The sequence below is a fragment of the Chloroflexus aurantiacus J-10-fl genome, from assembly GCF_000018865.1.
GTDB classification, from domain to species: domain Bacteria; phylum Chloroflexota; class Chloroflexia; order Chloroflexales; family Chloroflexaceae; genus Chloroflexus; species Chloroflexus aurantiacus.
This window is the reverse complement of the sequence record NC_010175.1, coordinates 4,838,686-4,854,387: the sequence shown is the minus strand read 5'-3', so window position 1 is coordinate 4,854,387 and position 15,702 is coordinate 4,838,686. Positions and strand designations below refer to the sequence as shown.

Genomic DNA, 15,702 nt, shown 5'->3' with positions numbered 1-15,702 from the left:
CAGGTAAACCTGATATCAATTATTCGGATAAGCTCTGAGGATCATCGTATTTGCACACGTTTGTATGGTTGATAGGGAGAATAAAGAATGAACATACCAGCAAAGCAGTACGCTCTGACAGTGCTTATTGGTGTGATCTTGTTTCTTGCTGCTGGAATTGCTCCTCCCGCTTTACAGGCAATAGAAGAAACTAACCCATTAACGGTTAATAATCCATCATCGCTACATAATGAATGTCCTTCAGTCGGCGGATGGATGTGGACTCCTGGCCCGATGATGCCAGAAATAGCCCACAAAGTTCAACACATCCTGCATTCGGAAGGAATTGATGCCCAGGTGATGGCGCGGAGTTTTGGCGAAACTGACCCTTGTGGTCATTTTAGACCCTATGAGATAGACTTTTCAATTACAATTAATCGTCCTTTTACTTCGCTAACATCTGAACAGCAAACGCTCAGTGAAACAATACAGGCTGCGCTGGCAAACGTTGCACATCACGCTGTCGGTAATGTCCAGATCACGTTCGCTTCTCACAAGAGCACTGTCACGGTACGATACGATGATCTATTGGCATCTACAGCGAATCAAACCTCTCCATCCATCAGCAACTCGAATATACCCCCTCACCATCACTCATCCTTCAGTGGCGGTATGCAAAGTCTGCCGTATGATATATTCCTCCCAATCGTTGCTCGCTCGTTTGCACCTGCCGAAATTATTGTCAGAAAGGTGTATGTCATCGTATATGACCCAATTCTAAGTAATGGGCAGCATCTGAGTGACTAGAACTCATTTCAAAATTCGGTCAACGCACCACAACATGATAGCGACGAGACAAAACGCACGAGAGCTATGCAGATGACGATCATAGCGCACCACCAACCGACGATACGTGTCCATCCACGCGAAGCACCGCTCGACCGTCCAGCGGTGCTGATAGCTTGCGCCGGTACGCAGCGGACGCCCGCGCTTTGGCCGCTGACGATTGCGCCGCTCACGAGATGGCATGGTGGGTGTGATCCCACGCCGACGCACGTCGCTGCGCAACGCTGCACGGTCATCGGCGTTATCCGCCACCACTTCGTTTGGTCGCGTGCTGGGCCGGCCGCGTCGGCGTGGCACCCGAATGGTCCGCACCGTCGCTTCAGCCAGGGTGCGTTCGTGCGGGTGTGCGCTCGCCACGTGCAGGCCGATGGGCACACCAGTGCCATCTACCACGACCATCACCTTGGAGCCTTTGCCGACCTTCGTTGTGCCTCCGCCAGTGCCCCTTTTTTCGCTGGAACGAAGCTGCCGTCCAGCAACGCGTGTGCCCAGTCCAGCTTGCTGTCGGCGTCGAGGCGGCTCAGGAGCGTGCGCCAGATGCGCTCCCACGTCCCGTCCTGCGACCACGCGTGCCATCGTCGCCAGCAGGTGCTGGGGGACCCGTACTCCTTTGGCAGGTCTGCCCAGGCACAGCCGGTGTGGAGCACATACAGCATACCATTCAGTGTCCGGCGGTCGTCGTTGCGTGGACGACCCCGCGCACGTGGTTTCTTGGGGATAAGCGGTTCGATCACCGCCCATTGGTCGTCGGTGAGATCATGTCTGCTCATACCACTATTTTAGCATAAGAAGACATTTTTGAAATAGGTTCGAAGCTATTTGCGGTATAAAGGTTTACAATATGAACACTAGAGGTTTACCACGTACAGTACAACGAGTCATTGTTCCACCAATAAAGTGTCAAGGAATTAAGACTAAACTGACTAAGTTTATTCTAAGCAATATCTCCTGGCACGGTCAGGGACGATGGATTGAGCCATTTTTAGGTTCAGGAGCTGTACTTTTCAATGTTCAGCCCGATTATGCAATTGTGAATGATATCAATCCTTATATCATACGCCTGTATCAGATGATATATGAAGGAAAAATATTTCCTGAAACTGTACGAAAGTATTTGACAGAAGAAGGAAAGAAGCTATTATTAGAACTTATTTCATAATAAAGTTGTACTGTCGCGCTCTAATAACTATCTCCGGTGCCATCACGCGCTGAATAGGTTGCCTTGATCGCTTATCATCCGCGTGTGGCGTAGTTTGGAGTGCGGCAGCCATGCTGCCGCGCCAGCCGTACACACGATCCGGCACGTGTCACGTCGTTGACCCGGCTGGTCACGCGGAGGCCAGGTTTGCTCGTCATGAACATCGAATCGAGTGGCAATGAAGAAGATACCTTCTCGTAGATGTTTTTTGAAATAGGTTCTACAATGCAATCGTGAACTCGCCTGCCTTCGATATTTGTGGGCGGGCGAACCGGGGTGAGATAGATGAGGTGTGGATATACAACGGTCCCTGGTTTGGTTTCTATGAGTCTACACTGGTAGGACCGAATGCGTATTTCTATAATTCTATGCCGGTACCGGGTCCGCACTCGTGCAATCGCATCATACCGATTATGGGGCCAAGCCCTGAGCGTGATCTGGATAGTGCCATTCATAATTTTGGGCATCGCGCAGAATCGACAATGACCAGAGTGTACGGTAGCTGGCAGCAAAACCGCACTACTCACAATTGGGAGAGGTTTGCATTAGTTAAGGCGTTGTCGCCAAATTACTCGTATAGTGGATGTGGCAATATTCACTATCCGCCGAATGGTGTACGTGATTACGATTACACTAATCCCTCTACAGTGTTGTCGAATTGTGCCGATTTTAGTAATTACCCAAACCTTAGCAATCCTTTGAGTACGGCAACACCTGTTTCTTGCTCGCTATGGAACTGTAATCATCTTGGTTTTCTGGAGTTTTGGTTCAGCCATCTACCGGCAAAAACCGGATGTGGTCCCGATTCGATTGCCAGTAACTGGTGGAAGTATTTTAGCGATCCCCAACTGGCTCTGAATCCGACTTCACTTTGTCGGTAGCTACCTTGATGGATTGTGTAGAACCTGTTTCGTAAATATCCTGTCAGTCCGTTTCGTTATATTACGTGCGTGAACCGGGTTTCTGCACTGCCCGCACGGATGTCCGCCCATACGAACGACGCACCGGGGTAACCATACAAGGTGTGCGTCGTTCGCTTCATTATTGGGACTGTATCTGCGCGATGATGAATCAGACTCGACGTTGACGGAGGGTGTCAGGGCACAGACTTCAGTCTGTGCTACAATGCTACACTACCACACTACCGGTCAGGTGTGGTCAGCCCTTTCTGAAATAACGTTTAGGCTAGCAGGGAGGATTTGTGAAACGTCGATTATGGTATTACCTGCGATCAGTATTTACTATTTTGCAAAAGATTGTGAACTGGTATGTGTGTTTCGGTCTCCTATTCCGGCAAGGCGAGACGGTGATTAAGCTTAAAAATGGCTGTCAATTTAAAGTGCGTAGTTTAATGGATGTGTGGATTATTAAAGAAACCTGTCTTGATCGTGATTATGAGACATACGGAACTCCTATCCAGGATGGCTGGACTGTTGTTGATATTGGTGCGGGGCTGGGTGATTTTGCTGTTTCCGTCGCGTATGATCATCCGACATGTCGGGTTTTTGTCTATGAGCCGTTTCCGGAGTCGTTTCGCTTGCTGAAGGAAAATCTTGCCTTGAATGCGATCCAAAACGTGCAGGCATTTCCGTTCGCAGTAGGCGCATCATCAGAAGAGATGGTGTTGTTTGCTACCGGGGCAGCGGTGCAGCATTCAACAACATCAGCCACACAGGCTGTCGACTCCATAGTTGTACCTGGGCGTAGCCTGGATGATATATTGAATGAACACCCTATTGGGGTATGTGACTTTTTAAAAATAGACTGTGAAGGTGCTGAATTTGATATTCTGTTCAATGCGAGTGCGCAGGCATTACAACGCATTAAGCGCATCTGTCTCGAATACCACGATGGTGTAACGCAATTTTCTCATGAGCATCTGGTGGAATATTTACAACAACGAGGGTTCCACGTGCGAACTGCACGAAATCCAGTTCATGCCCATTTAGGTTTTTTGTATGCTTCTCAAGATAACTGATTGAACGTTCGTCTACAAGATTGTTTTTAGACATCTTCGAGCGCTGAGGTTGTTGTTTCAGTGCTGCTTGCAGGTGGCACGAGTGGTGGTATATCAGTACGAGACGTCATTGCTTGTGATCGCACCATCATCCTGGTACCGCTTCCCGCCCGGATTGCCGTGACGCATCGTCTGGAGTGCGGCAGCCACGCTGCTGCGCCAGCCGTGCTCGCGATCCGGTGCGTGGTGTAACGCTACCGCTGCGGGTCGAGGTTGTATCTGCTCCAGGGGAGTACCGCTTCCCCCCCCCGTATTGCCGTGACGCATCGTTTGGAGTGCGGCAGCCACGCTGCTGCGCCAGCCGTGCTCGCGATCTGGTGCGGAGGGACGAGGTGCGTGCAGTTCACACCCACCTGATTTGACCATCCGTGATGATCTGGCTGTGCGTGAGCAGTGGCGTGGATCGTGAAGCAGGCTTCCAGCCTGCCCATCAGCCTCCTTTCGTATCCCGTAACACTGGTACAGGTGATGGAAGAGCATAAGCGGTGATTCCCCCCGGAGCGGGGCAACCGCTATCACGGGACTGATGAACGAAGATTTGATATAACACGGTAACATGGTTCAGCCGCTGACAAGATGCCGTCCATGCTATAATATCTACACCACTACCCAGGAGCAATCTATGGAACCACCATTTCCGGGCATGGATCCGTATCTGGAGCGTTCGAGCCTGTGGCCTGATGTACACCATCGGCTGGTGAACGCAATGAGTGACTATTTACAGGCCCAAATTGCTCCGGGGTACGTTGCGCAGATTACTCCCTACGTCGCACTGGAGCAGGTTGAGATCACGGCACCCCGGCGCGCCCTGGTGCCCGATGTCGGTGTGTTCGAGCGGGAAAGCGCAGCGGTAACGCCGGCGACAGCCGTGGTAGACACCCCCTCACTGACCGGAACGGCCTTGCTCGAAGTGCCCACCCGCTACGCCCGGCTGGAAATTCGCACCGTGACTGATGATACCCTGGTCACCGCTATTGAACTGCTCTCACCGGTGAACAAGCGCCCGACCCCCGACGGTGCCGATGCTTACGAGCAAAAGCGACGGGAGCTGTTTCAAAGTGGGGTACACCTGCTCGAAATCGACCTGCTGCGAGGTGGCCGCCGGCCACGGCTGGCCCGCCCCGATCCGCTCCCCGCTGCCCCTTACGTAGTCTTCCTCAGCCGCGTCGAACGCTGGCCGGAGATTGACATCTGGCTCTGTCCGCTGGCCAAACCGCTCCCGACGGTGCCGGTGCCGTTGCGGCGTCCCGACCCCGATGTGCCCTTGCCGTTGACCACCCTCGTGCATCAGGTCTACCGCAACGCACGCTACGACCTGCGGATCGACTACCGTCAACCCCCGCCGCCGCCCGACCTCACCCCCGACGAGACGGCCTGGCTCGATGCCCACCTGCGGGCACGCGGGTTACGGCAGTGATGCCCGTTTCTGGAGTATTTGTATCACCCGTTTCCCTGTCTTGGGCCACGTATACCCTCGCTTGGAGCGTCTCCAGGTACTGACGACAGTTACTTCGAGCACACTATTTGCTATAATCTCTACAGAACTACCCAGGAGCAATCTATGGAACCACCATTTCCGGGCATGGATCCGTATCTGGAGCGTTCGAGCCTGTGGCCTGATGTACACATCGGGCTGATTACGGCTATTCGCGACTATGTACAGGCCCAGATTGCACCGGGGTACGTTGCGCAGATTACTCCCTACGTCGCGCCAGAGCAGGTTGAGATCACAGTGCCCCGGCGCGCCCTGGTGCCCGATGTCGGTGTGTTCGAGCGGGAAAGCGCAGCGGTAACGCCGGCAACAGCCGTGGTGGACACGCCATCACTGACCGGAACAGCCTTGCTCGAAGTGCCCACCCGCTACGCACGGCTGGAAATTCGCACCGTGACCGACGATACCCTGGTCACCGCTATTGAACTGCTCTCACCGGTGAACAAGCGTCCGACCCCCGACGGTGCCGATGCTTACGAGCAAAAGCGACGGGAGCTGTTTCAAAGTGGGGTGCACCTGCTCGAAATCGACCTGCTGCGGGGTGGCCGCCGGCCACGGCTGGCTCGCCCCGATCCGCTCCCCGCTGCCCCTTACGTAATCTTCCTCAGCCGCGTCGAACGCTGGCCGGAGATTGACATCTGGCTCTGTCCGCTGGCCAAACCGCTCCCGACGGTGCCGGTGCCGTTGCGGCGTCCCGACCCCGATGTGCCCTTGCCGTTGACCACCCTCGTGCATCAGGTCTACCGCAACGCACGCTACGACCTGCGGATCGACTACCGTCAACCCCCGCCGCCGCCCGACCTCACCCCCGACGAGGCGGCCTGGCTCGATGCCCACCTGCGGGCACGCGGGTTGCGTGCGTAGCAGTCATAACCATCCGGCCTCTGTCACCCGACCGCTTCATGTGGCAAAGGCATCTCCCCGTGTCGCAGCCGTTCGGCGAGTGCAATGGTCTCCGGTGCCGGATCGACATTGAGTTCACGGGCAAGGTTATCGCTACAACGTTGAAAAACCCGTAGCGCAGCGGCCCGATTACCCTGACGGGCATAGGCCAGCATCAACAACCGATAGGCGCGTTCCCAGCAGTTATCGTAGGTGAGGATACGTTCGGCCAGCGCAATCAACTCCTCGTTCTGCCCCTGTTCAGCCAGACACTGGGCCAGGCGGTCGGCACTGCGCAGAAACATACTCCGCAATCGTTCTCGTTCCGCGTCGGCCCAGCCTTCATAAATCGTATCGGGAAGAAAATCACCCTGGTAAAGCTGCAACGCAGCCTGGAGTCGTTGCATGCCGGCACCGATCTGACCTTGATCAAGCAGCCGCAAACCGGTTGTGCAACCGGCACTGAATTCGGCGCAATCAAGCCAGATGTCTGCCGTTGGCCGTAGCCGATAGGCACTGCCTTCACGGGCAATAAATGCCGACGTTGCTTCAGTACGATTCGGCTCCAGCGCTCGATAAAGAGCACTCAGCGCAACCTTAAAGTCGCGCACAGCCGCTTCAGGATTGAGCTGTGGCCAGAGCAATTCGGCCAACTCATCGCGTTGCAGCCAGCGATTGCGATGCACGATCAGCGCCTGGAAAAGCTGACGGGCCTTATCCCGTTGCCATTCACGCGCCTCAATCTCGTGATCGCCACGCCAGACCCGGAACATCCCCAGAGTTTGAACCCGCAACTGATAACCGGGGTGGGCTTCGAGACCACGCAGCCCCATCGCGGATAACAGCCGCTCGATGTAGTCGCGATGATGGCCGCGAGCACGGGTCGCCAGCAAGAGCGGGATGACCCGACGCGGATCGGGGAGACCGAGAAAGGTTGGCCGGGTAAAGAGATAGTCGTACCCGGCGGTGGCACTTAAATCCAGCGCCTCATCAATCGCCGCCGTCGCCGCAGCATCATGCCGCTGTTCGTAGTATCCCAATGCCAGCCAGAGCGTGGCTACGGCCTGACCAAACCGATCACTACAGGCACGCAAATCGGCGCGGGCAGCCAGCAATATCTCCTGCGCACGGTCAAACTGACCGCCAAGCAAATGGCTCACACCTCGTTGCAACTGGATCATCGCCCCCAGCCACAAATCACCTGCCCAGCGACAAAAAGCCTGACCATCAACGGCGGCGTTCTCGGCAGCCGCCAAATCACCGGCCAGCCCATAGAGGCGGGTTAAACCCCAGAGCGGTTCCACCCGTAACCGGTCGACGCCTATCGCCTGGCCCTCGGCCAATGCCTGGCGGTAATATTCGAGCGCGCGATCCCGTGCCGACACACCGGTTAGCGCACTCTTGAGCAACCAGGCGTGCCCAAGCCGGGCGTAGGCGACAGAGGTAATAAAGCGGGAGTGGCGTTCAGTACCGACCTGCACACCCTCTTCGGCCAGACTGAGCGCCTGATCAACATCCCCTTCAAAAGCGGCAATCAACGCCAGCACCAGCACCGCCTCGCGATGACCGCGTGGAGCGGGGGTGGCACCCCGTGCCGTCGCCACACGCTCCCGATCCCGCCACGCCTGCAACAACGTCCGTGCCGCCGCCAGTTGACCGGTGCGCAGCTTCACCCGTGCGCTCAGCAGATCGGCTGCCGGGCTGGCGGCGCGCAACTGGCGTGCCTGCTGCTGCAACGCCTCTGCCTCGTCCGGCTGCCCCATATTCAGCTTATTCTCGGCCAGCAACTCAAGCACACGGGCGCGGGCAACCTGATCCTCCAACCCCTCACTGACCCGCAACGCCTCTTGCAACACACTCTCGGCCTGCACCGGCTGCACCTGATCGATATAGACCAGAGCCTGACCGTACAAGGCACGGGCCAGCTCGGCGCGGTCGCCGTGTTGTCGGCTGATCGTCTCGGCCTGCGCATACCAGTTACGGGCTTCATCAAAACGGGCACGCAACCGGTACAGATCGCCAAGATAGCTCTGCAAGCGCGGACGACTCGCGATCAGCTCAGCCGGCAACGCATCAATCCAATCGGTCAGCGTATCGAGCCGACCATTGCGCAGCGCATCCTCACCGGCTGCGACAATCGCGTCGGCGGCAATGGCCACCTCACCGGCGGCAAACCAGTGATAAATCGCCTCCTCGGCCTGCCCGGCTGCCGCATAATGCCGCGCTGCACGCCGATGCCGCTCGGCCAGATCGGGATCACTGCGCGTCTGCTGACGCAAGAAATCGTGAAACAGATGATGGTAACGGTAATGACTGGCATCCAGCTCAACCACAAAAAGATCGCGGTCGCGCACCTGAGCCAGCAACTGATCACTATCATCAGCCTGGCGTACAGCATCGCACGCCGCCGCAGTCAGCACCCGCAGCGGCGCAGTTGCCCGCAAAAAAGACGCAATCTCTGGCGGCTGTCGATCCAACACATCCGAAGCCAGAAAATCGAACAACGCCGCCAGCGACGCCGGGCCACTGGCCAACAGCTCACTCACACTGCGCGCCTGCCCACTCCGCAACCCCTGCCAGACCAACTGAAGCGCAATCGGCCACCCCTCGGTATGGTGATCGAGCAGATCAACATCAGCGTCACTCAGCGCCATACCAAACACATCGCGAAAAAGCGCAGCAATCTCATCGTGGGTAAAAGCCAGCGCATCGCGGTGTAACTCCAGCACCTCACCACGAGCGCGCCATCGCACCAGCTCACCGCTCACAATCGGATAGCGCGTCGCAATCAACAGACTGAGCCATGGCGGCGCATACGTAATCAGCCGCTCAGTCAATGCCCGAATCTCGGCTGACGCCGCGACAAAGTGATAATCATCGAGGATCAGCAACACAGGTCGTCGTGGCGAACCGGCCAACGCATTAAGCAACCCATCGACAGTTTGCGTCCAGACCGCACGGTCAGCCGGATGCGAACGGAGCGTCGCCAGCGCCTCTGGCGCCCCCTGCGGCAACACCGGGGCACACGCAGCGGCCAGATACGTCAGAAACGAAACCGGATCACGGTCATTTTCACCGATGGTATACCAGCACACCGTTGCCGAACTCATAGCCAGCTCGGCCAATGCCGTCGTCTTACCATAGCCGGCACCGGCCTGCACCAGCGTTACCCGATAATCAAACGCCTCACGCAAACGCGCAGTCACCGCCGGTCGTACCAACCGATAGCGGTGTGGTCGCGGCGGCGCGACCTTTGCCTGTAACAACACTGTCTCTTCATTCATACCGGTGTAACAGTCCTCAAGCGGGCATACGGTGCCCTGTATTATACCAGGGTGAAAGGGGAGACCGATGGGCATTCGATCAACAATCCACGCGCACGGCCAACATCGGCGGATTCTATGGAGTTCGGGAGACGTACTTCCGAACCATTCCGTCTTCCTCCAGCCAGCGTGAGCGGCGTGCCCACCTGCCCGCCACTGCCAAACGGCGAGGATGTCCTCCGCTGAAACGACCATCTACCCGACGAGGCATGATTGCGCGTCATCCCGATGCACTGTCAGCCTTCACCATTCCTGACAACACCCGCCCTCAGCGCACGATGTACTGCTGTGCTGTCGGGAATAGAACTTACTTCATAAAAAAAGCTATACTATCGTGTTATCAGACTGTCGCACAGATACACGAACGCTTGCCAATCACCGAAGCTGTCGTTATCAGACACAAAGCTCACCATGGAAGTGACAATTGAGTCGCACAGACGTATGAACGCTTGCCAATCACCGAAGACAGTTTATCCCGCTCCTATCTTGTTGGCAGAGAGCAGCTCTGGTCGTGCCATCACGCGCTGGATTGGTTGCCTTTGCCGCTCGTCACGCACGTGGTGCGCGATGTGGAGTGCGGCAGCCATGCTGCCGCAGCAGCCGTGCTCACGATCCGGTGCGTGTCATGCCGTTGACCATGCTGGTCGCGGGGATGCCGGATGTGCTCGTTACGATCATAGAGTCGTTCAAGAATGGGCTAACTCCTGGCAGACGTTTTTTGAAATAGGCTCCAGTCATTCAGGCGATAGTACAGCCTTATTGACTGACCCGAAGAGAGAACTAAACCACGGTTTTTCACGAATAAAATCGAACAAAGGCCATGAGAGTTTCGCTTGTCGTCGTAGATTAGGACTATTATTAATCATAATACGCCTGGCTGCATCATTCTCTCCGTTCAAGATATATGCAGCCATCTGAAAAAGCCATGCGTCACTCCGGCGTAACTGGCTAATAATGGATTTGAGTTCCTGCTTCCGTCCATACTTGCGTAGTGCAACACCTTTATTCACCAGAACGAGCATACGTTCACTCTGGTCGAGGTGGAATTTGATTGCAAGTTCTGCAAGTTCAATGACCAGTGCATATTGTTTTTGGCGTAAGAGTTCGTATATCAAATCAGACGCCATCTTATCGGCGTTTTGGTTCGTTTGGCCTATAGCAAGTCCTTTTCGCCACACCAACTGCGTAAGTGTGAAGAGTAATGTAAGTGACAGGTCGAATGCTTTTTGCAGGTAGGAAGGAGAAACAAGGACTATCTGTCCTGCCGTAATTCCTGGTGGTTGATGTGCTTTCGGTGCTTGGTCTAAATAATGCTCGTCAACTCTGCCACCGTTATGGACAAGTATATTGCGACGCTGGATAATTTCCGTGTACCCTTCCTGCCAACGCTTATATTTCTCCCTCAAATCCGTAGCCTCGTTGTCGGGCAATGATGTCCAAGGATCAGACGCAAAACACTCTGTGATAACTTTATCAAGTTTGTTCCAGCGCTGCTTCCAGTTATCCTTATCTTTGTATACGCCATAAGCGTACAGCAAATTATTGATAAAATCCTCAACAGCACTAACCAGCGCAATCAGACAGCTTTGCCGCAAATAGACAGCACTGATAGGTGGACGAATAAAGAGTTCTCTCAGTATTTCCATTAACACATCACTCTTCTGTGGTTCTTTTTGCTCCCAATCAGACAAAAGTTGTTTGAATGATGGATCGTTAATATGTTTTATGACATCATGAAATTCATCATTGTTACGGACATCGGGTAAGGTATCTTTGTCTTTCCAAGAGGTAAGGTAGTTGCGCAATCCTGCCAGTACTACCTCTCTACATTCACCGAGAGCGAAGGCCAGATCACTTGCCATTTGCTGGATACGCTCCTCGTCGAACTGATCAGCACGCTCACCGATCTTACTGGCAAAGATGGAGAGTGAGCTATACGTTGAGAAAAATCCTTGCCAAAGCGAGTGAAGATGCTCATCAAACGTCGGTGTTGTCATATATGCTCCAGTCGCAGTCAGGCACATCTGCTAAAACGTTACAGCGTATGAATGCGTTATTCCTTCCTCTTCCCGACCTCATTAGCCTCACTCCTGCACCGCGAGAGCGGAGTTGGGGATGAAGGCATCCAGAACATCTCTAAAACCTTACCTCTTGCATGCACTCGCGTATTCTGTCCACTCCTGAATCTTCATCTTCCCTTACAACACCCACCCCCGACGCACCCTGCACCTATTGCACTGTAGGACATTGCCCTTCGCGAGATAATCCGACACCCTATCGATAGCTCACAAATACGATCTAACCGATGCCCCTCACTGTGGCAGGTACTGCGCGAACAATTCCGGGAGCAAGATAAACGCATACGCATCATTCAACACGTGCATCACCATACAGGCCGGCAGATTTCGCCGCCAGACATAAAGACCGGTTACAAGCAGCGACCAGACCCCGATCTGGATAGTGCCACCCAATCCCCAAAAGGGAATATGGAGCAGCACAAAAGCGAGGTAGGCAATCCCTGCTCCCCAGTACGGCTTGCCGGTCATTTCGGTAAAGCGCTCAATCGGATAGCCGCGAAAGAGTATCTCTTCGGTGATCCCGGCGGTGATCACGATTGCCACCCGTAGCGCGATTGGGGTCTGCGCCAACTGATTAATACCGGTGGTAGTTGTTCCCAGCCCCAACGCCGTCACGAGCGGGATGGTAGTAACAAACGAGAGCGCACCGACCACGAAACCTCCCAGTCCCCACAAGACATCGCGCCACGTCGTGCGCACGATCCCGATAGACGCCAACGGTCGGCGCTCCCAGAAGATCACGATGCCGATCAAAATAATCGTAACGACCCATTCCTGAGCGATGATAAGTACGGTGCGCGGAGTGTCCCACAACACCTCCGAACGTCCACCTGACACCAGGGTCAGGATGAAGGGCAAACCCAGCGCCACACATAGGCCGACCAGGGTTGCGGGTGATGGTTGCTTGCCAGACATTGTTGCCGTCCTGTTGTATACCCAACGTTTCACTCGTATTGTAGCAACGGGAGAAACTTTCAGAATGAGTACTGATGTCTGTGGAGTCCTGCACTCACGGTGCCAAGTCAATCTCTGTGCGGAGACCCGAACCTAATTTCATAAAAAGCTGTACTGTCGTGTTCTCATAACCATCTCCGGTACTATCACGCGCTGCATAGGTTGCCTTGATCGCTCATCATCCGCGTGTGGCGTGGTTTGGCGTGCGGCAGCCATGCTGCCGCGCCAGCCGTGCTCACAATCTGGCACGTGTCACGTCGTTGACCCGGCTGGTTACGTGGGTGCCGGGTGTACTCGTCACGATCAAGGAATCGGTCGGCAATGAATGAGATACCTTCATAGGAGATGTTTTTGAAACAGGTTCTCGTCACAGGTACCACCCCCTCGTGCGCACAGCTTCCCTGCCACCCACAATCAATCGTAGCCCAGCACCACCCTGGTCACGGAGCTTCACCCCGTCACCTTGTCACCCCGCGCCCCCTGCGGTATACTGCTCTATGGCGTAGTCTGCTAGACAAAGGAGCATTCCCCATGCATAGCGCAACAATCGGTGTGATTGGTGGTAGCGGTCTCTATGCCATGCCCGACCTCAAAAACCCGGAAGAGGTTCGCCTGACTACACCGTTCGGCGATCCGAGCGATGCGTTTATCATCGGTGAACTGGAAGGGCGGCGGGTGGCGTTCCTACCGCGGCATGGGCGTGGTCATCGCCTGAACCCCAGCGAAGTGCCGGCACGGGCGAATATCTATGCGTTTAAGCTGTTGGGAGTGCGGGCGTTGATCTCGGTAAGTGCAGTTGGTTCGCTCCGCGAGGATTATGCCCCCGGCCACGCCGTGATTCCCGATCAGATTTTTGATCGCACCAAGGGCATTCGTCCGGCAACCTTCTTCGAGGGCGGCGTAGTGGCGCACGTGGCCTTTGATCGTCCATTCTGCCCGTATCTGAGCAATATTCTGCTGCATGCGGCGCAGGCTGCCGGCGCGGTTGTCCATCAGGGCGGAACACTGGTGGTCATGGAGGGGCCGCAATTCTCGACCAAAGCCGAGAGCGAAGAGAACCGTCGCCGTGGTCATAGCCTGATCGGGATGACGGCGCTTCCCGAAGCAAAGCTGGCCCGTGAAGCCGAAATTGCCTACGCCACCCTGGCTATGGTCACCGACTACGATGTCTGGCATCCCGAACACGATGCCGTGACCGCCGAGCAGGTGATAAAGGTGCTGAGCGCGAACGTAAACCTCTCGCAGCAGATTGTGCGTCACGCTGTGGCCCAGATTGATGAGAACTTTACCAGCCCGGCACACGATGCACTACGCTATGCTATTGTTACTCATCCCGATCATATTCCGGCAGCCGTGAAAGAGCGTTTGGCCCCAATCGCCGGACGCTACTGGTCGTGAGGCGTTATGCAAGGTGAGATACGGATTTTGCCGTTGCGCGGGATCGGTGAGGTGCAGCCGGGTGATGACCTGGTGGCAATACTGGCTACGGCTATCGATGCCGCAGGCGGCCTCGAACAGGGCGACATTCTGGTCGTCACGCAGAAGATTGTCTCGAAGGCCGAGGGTCGTCTGGTCGATCCATCAACCATCGAGCCATCACCCTTTGCGCAAGAGATCGCCCGTACCGCGAAGAAAGATGCCCGTTATCAAGAGGTGGTGCTGCGCGAAAGTAAGCGCATCGTGAAGATGGCGAATGGCGTCCTCATCACCGAAACCCGCCATGGTCTGGTGTGTGCCAACAGTGGTGTTGACGAGTCAAATGTGGATGGTGGGCGGCGGCTGGCGTTGTTGCCGCTCGATCCCGACGCCAGTGCCGCTGCCCTGCGTGAAGGGTTGGCCCGGCGCTACGACTACGCACCAGCCGTAATTATTACCGACACCTTCGGTCGGCCATGGCGCGAGGGACAGGTGAATGTGGCGATTGGGGTCGCCGGGATGCTGCCGCTCCACGATTTTGCCGGCGTCGCCGATCCGTATGGGTACACGATGCAGGCAACGTTAATCGCTGTTGCCGATGAACTGGCTGCCGCCGCCGAGCTGGTCATGGGCAAGATAGATCGGGTGCCGGCGGCGATTATTCGTGGCTATCACTATCTACCCAGTCAGACTGCTACTGCTCGTCAGTTGATCCGCGATCCGCGGTTTGATCTCTTTCGGTAAGCCAATGGATTTTTTTACGCTTGTTCAGACCCGGCGGACGGTACGGTCGTTCCGTCCCGATCCGCCGCCGCGTGCGGCGATTGAGCAAATCCTCCACGCTGCCAGTTGGGCGCCATCGCCGCACGGTCGCCAGCCCTGGCGCTTTGTAGTGGTTGAGTCGCTCGAACGGAAACAGCTTCTGGCGCAGGCGATGGGGGCAGCCTGGCGTCATCACCTGGCCCTCGATGGTCTTGATCCGGCAACTATCGAGGTGCGGTTACAACGCTCGCAAGAGCGCGTGCTGAACGCGCCGGTCATTATCGTGCCCTGTCTCTACCTGAACGATCTCGACACCTATCCCGACGCTGACCGTCAGGCTGCTGAGACGACGATGGCGATCCAGAGTTTGGGTTGTGCTGTCCAAAACATGTTGCTGGCCGCGTTTGCTCTCGGCCTGGCTGCAGGCTGGATGTGTGCTCCGCTGTTTGCACCGGCAGCCGTGCGTACTGCACTGGCCTTGGCCGACGATCTGCATCCCCAGGCGCTGATACCGATTGGCTACCTTGCGCAAGAACCAAAACGGCGTCCGCGGCGTCCGCTGCACGAGCTGATCGTTCAGTGGTTGTAATGCTCTGGCTGGTTACGTCGCGGTCTAATGAAGATGGGGATGATCGCAGCGTACAGCTCAAACATCGTCGAAATCAGCACTGTCTGGCGTAATCACACAAACAACGTGGTGAGCAGCCAGTTCCCATGGACGTGCTACGTTACGTCTCACGGCAGCAACCTGGGTT

Annotated in this window: 15 protein-coding genes; 9 read left to right on the top strand and 6 right to left on the bottom strand. The window is 55.7% G+C overall.

Annotation, left to right across the window (positions count from 1 at the left end):
* The first annotated feature begins 87 nt into the window (after window positions 1-87).
* The gene (locus CAUR_RS19045) at window positions 88-786 is read left to right on the top strand and encodes a hypothetical protein (RefSeq protein WP_012259463.1); all 699 of its coding nucleotides are present in this window, start codon (window positions 88-90) and stop codon (window positions 784-786) included.
* 3 nt (window positions 787-789) lie between these two features.
* Here the strand turns inward: CAUR_RS19045 and CAUR_RS19040 are convergent, their stop codons facing one another.
* Both CAUR_RS19040 and CAUR_RS21970 read right to left on the bottom strand, forming a co-directional pair.
* Entirely contained in the window at window positions 790-1,317 is a 528-nt protein-coding gene (locus tag CAUR_RS19040; protein ID WP_083772637.1) for an IS5 family transposase, read from the bottom strand.
* Window positions 1,224-1,595 (bottom strand): IS5 family transposase, encoded by a 372-nt coding sequence (locus CAUR_RS21970; protein WP_012259461.1) that lies wholly within the window; start codon window positions 1,593-1,595, stop codon window positions 1,224-1,226. Before CAUR_RS21970 ends, CAUR_RS19040 begins: the two co-directional genes overlap by 94 nt.
* Before the next feature lie 71 nt (window positions 1,596-1,666).
* On the opposite strand from CAUR_RS21970, the gene CAUR_RS19030 reads away from it, so the two are divergent.
* The 3 genes from CAUR_RS19030 to CAUR_RS19020 all read left to right on the top strand — a co-directional run bounded on the left by CAUR_RS19030 (window position 1,667) and on the right by CAUR_RS19020 (window position 4,001).
* Window positions 1,667-1,984 carry a DNA adenine methylase gene (locus CAUR_RS19030; protein WP_083772602.1) on the top strand — a complete coding sequence of 106 codons (318 nt, stop codon included), beginning with the start codon at window positions 1,667-1,669 and terminating at the stop codon, window positions 1,982-1,984.
* A gap of 452 nt (window positions 1,985-2,436) precedes the next feature.
* Window positions 2,437-2,904 (top strand): hypothetical protein, encoded by a 468-nt coding sequence (locus tag CAUR_RS19025; protein ID WP_242604983.1) that lies wholly within the window; start codon window positions 2,437-2,439, stop codon window positions 2,902-2,904.
* 320 nt (window positions 2,905-3,224) lie between these two features.
* On the top strand, window positions 3,225-4,001 hold the full coding sequence (locus CAUR_RS19020) for an FkbM family methyltransferase (RefSeq protein WP_012259459.1): 777 nt from the start codon (window positions 3,225-3,227) through the stop codon (window positions 3,999-4,001).
* Between the two features lie 93 nt (window positions 4,002-4,094).
* On the opposite strand, the gene CAUR_RS19015 is transcribed toward CAUR_RS19020, so the two are convergent.
* On the bottom strand, window positions 4,095-4,328 hold the full coding sequence (locus CAUR_RS19015) for a hypothetical protein (protein ID WP_157866491.1): 234 nt from the start codon (window positions 4,326-4,328) through the stop codon (window positions 4,095-4,097).
* A 334-nt stretch (window positions 4,329-4,662) separates the two neighbouring features.
* On the opposite strand from CAUR_RS19015, the gene CAUR_RS19010 reads away from it, so the two are divergent.
* Both CAUR_RS19010 and CAUR_RS19005 read left to right on the top strand, forming a co-directional pair.
* Window positions 4,663-5,457: a DUF4058 family protein gene (locus CAUR_RS19010; protein ID WP_012259458.1), complete on the top strand. Its 795-nt coding sequence runs from the start codon at window positions 4,663-4,665 to the stop codon at window positions 5,455-5,457.
* A gap of 144 nt (window positions 5,458-5,601) precedes the next feature.
* The gene (locus CAUR_RS19005; RefSeq protein WP_012259457.1) at window positions 5,602-6,396 is read left to right on the top strand and encodes a DUF4058 family protein; all 795 of its coding nucleotides are present in this window, start codon (window positions 5,602-5,604) and stop codon (window positions 6,394-6,396) included.
* A gap of 23 nt (window positions 6,397-6,419) precedes the next feature.
* Here the strand turns inward: CAUR_RS19005 and CAUR_RS19000 are convergent, their stop codons facing one another.
* From CAUR_RS19000 to CAUR_RS18990, 3 genes are all read right to left on the bottom strand, one after another.
* A complete protein-coding gene (locus tag CAUR_RS19000; protein ID WP_162015902.1) occupies window positions 6,420-9,698 on the bottom strand; it encodes an ATP-binding protein in 3,279 nt (1,092 codons plus the stop codon).
* 773 nt (window positions 9,699-10,471) lie between these two features.
* On the bottom strand, window positions 10,472-11,734 hold the full coding sequence (locus CAUR_RS18995; RefSeq protein ID WP_012259455.1) for a hypothetical protein: 1,263 nt from the start codon (window positions 11,732-11,734) through the stop codon (window positions 10,472-10,474).
* A gap of 315 nt (window positions 11,735-12,049) precedes the next feature.
* On the bottom strand, window positions 12,050-12,730 hold the full coding sequence (locus CAUR_RS18990; RefSeq protein WP_012259454.1) for a CPBP family intramembrane glutamic endopeptidase: 681 nt from the start codon (window positions 12,728-12,730) through the stop codon (window positions 12,050-12,052).
* A gap of 570 nt (window positions 12,731-13,300) precedes the next feature.
* On the opposite strand from CAUR_RS18990, the gene mtnP reads away from it, so the two are divergent.
* The 3 genes from mtnP to CAUR_RS18975 are packed head-to-tail and all read left to right on the top strand — an operon-like array spanning window position 13,301 to window position 15,536.
* On the top strand, window positions 13,301-14,167 hold the full coding sequence (mtnP, locus tag CAUR_RS18985; protein WP_012259453.1) for an S-methyl-5'-thioadenosine phosphorylase: 867 nt from the start codon (window positions 13,301-13,303) through the stop codon (window positions 14,165-14,167).
* 6 nt (window positions 14,168-14,173) lie between these two features.
* Complete coding sequence (gene cofE, locus CAUR_RS18980) at window positions 14,174-14,929, top strand: coenzyme F420-0:L-glutamate ligase (protein ID WP_012259452.1); 756 nt, start codon at window positions 14,174-14,176, stop codon at window positions 14,927-14,929.
* 4 nt (window positions 14,930-14,933) lie between these two features.
* Window positions 14,934-15,536: a nitroreductase family protein gene (locus CAUR_RS18975; RefSeq protein ID WP_012259451.1), complete on the top strand. Its 603-nt coding sequence runs from the start codon at window positions 14,934-14,936 to the stop codon at window positions 15,534-15,536.
* Window positions 15,537-15,702: the final 166 nt, after the last annotated feature.

Excerpts from the sequence above, each read along its gene's own strand:
- mtnP (WP_012259453.1), top strand. The coding sequence starts at position 13,301 with ATGCATAGCGCAACAATCGGTGTGATTGGTGGTAGCGGTCTCTATGCC.
- cofE (WP_012259452.1), top strand. The coding sequence starts at position 14,174 with ATGCAAGGTGAGATACGGATTTTGCCGTTGCGCGGGATCGGTGAGGTG.
- CAUR_RS18975 (WP_012259451.1), top strand. The coding sequence starts at position 14,934 with ATGGATTTTTTTACGCTTGTTCAGACCCGGCGGACGGTACGGTCGTTC.
- CAUR_RS18990 (WP_012259454.1), bottom strand. The coding sequence starts at position 12,730 with ATGTCTGGCAAGCAACCATCACCCGCAACCCTGGTCGGCCTATGTGTG.
- CAUR_RS19000 (WP_162015902.1), bottom strand. The coding sequence starts at position 9,698 with ATGAATGAAGAGACAGTGTTGTTACAGGCAAAGGTCGCGCCGCCGCGA.
- CAUR_RS18995 (WP_012259455.1), bottom strand. The coding sequence starts at position 11,734 with ATGACAACACCGACGTTTGATGAGCATCTTCACTCGCTTTGGCAAGGA.
- CAUR_RS21970 (WP_012259461.1), bottom strand. The coding sequence starts at position 1,595 with ATGAGCAGACATGATCTCACCGACGACCAATGGGCGGTGATCGAACCG.
- CAUR_RS19025 (WP_242604983.1), top strand. The coding sequence starts at position 2,437 with ATGGGGCCAAGCCCTGAGCGTGATCTGGATAGTGCCATTCATAATTTT.
- CAUR_RS19010 (WP_012259458.1), top strand. The coding sequence starts at position 4,663 with ATGGAACCACCATTTCCGGGCATGGATCCGTATCTGGAGCGTTCGAGC.
- CAUR_RS19045 (WP_012259463.1), top strand. The coding sequence starts at position 88 with ATGAACATACCAGCAAAGCAGTACGCTCTGACAGTGCTTATTGGTGTG.
- CAUR_RS19005 (WP_012259457.1), top strand. The coding sequence starts at position 5,602 with ATGGAACCACCATTTCCGGGCATGGATCCGTATCTGGAGCGTTCGAGC.
- CAUR_RS19030 (WP_083772602.1), top strand. The coding sequence starts at position 1,667 with ATGAACACTAGAGGTTTACCACGTACAGTACAACGAGTCATTGTTCCA.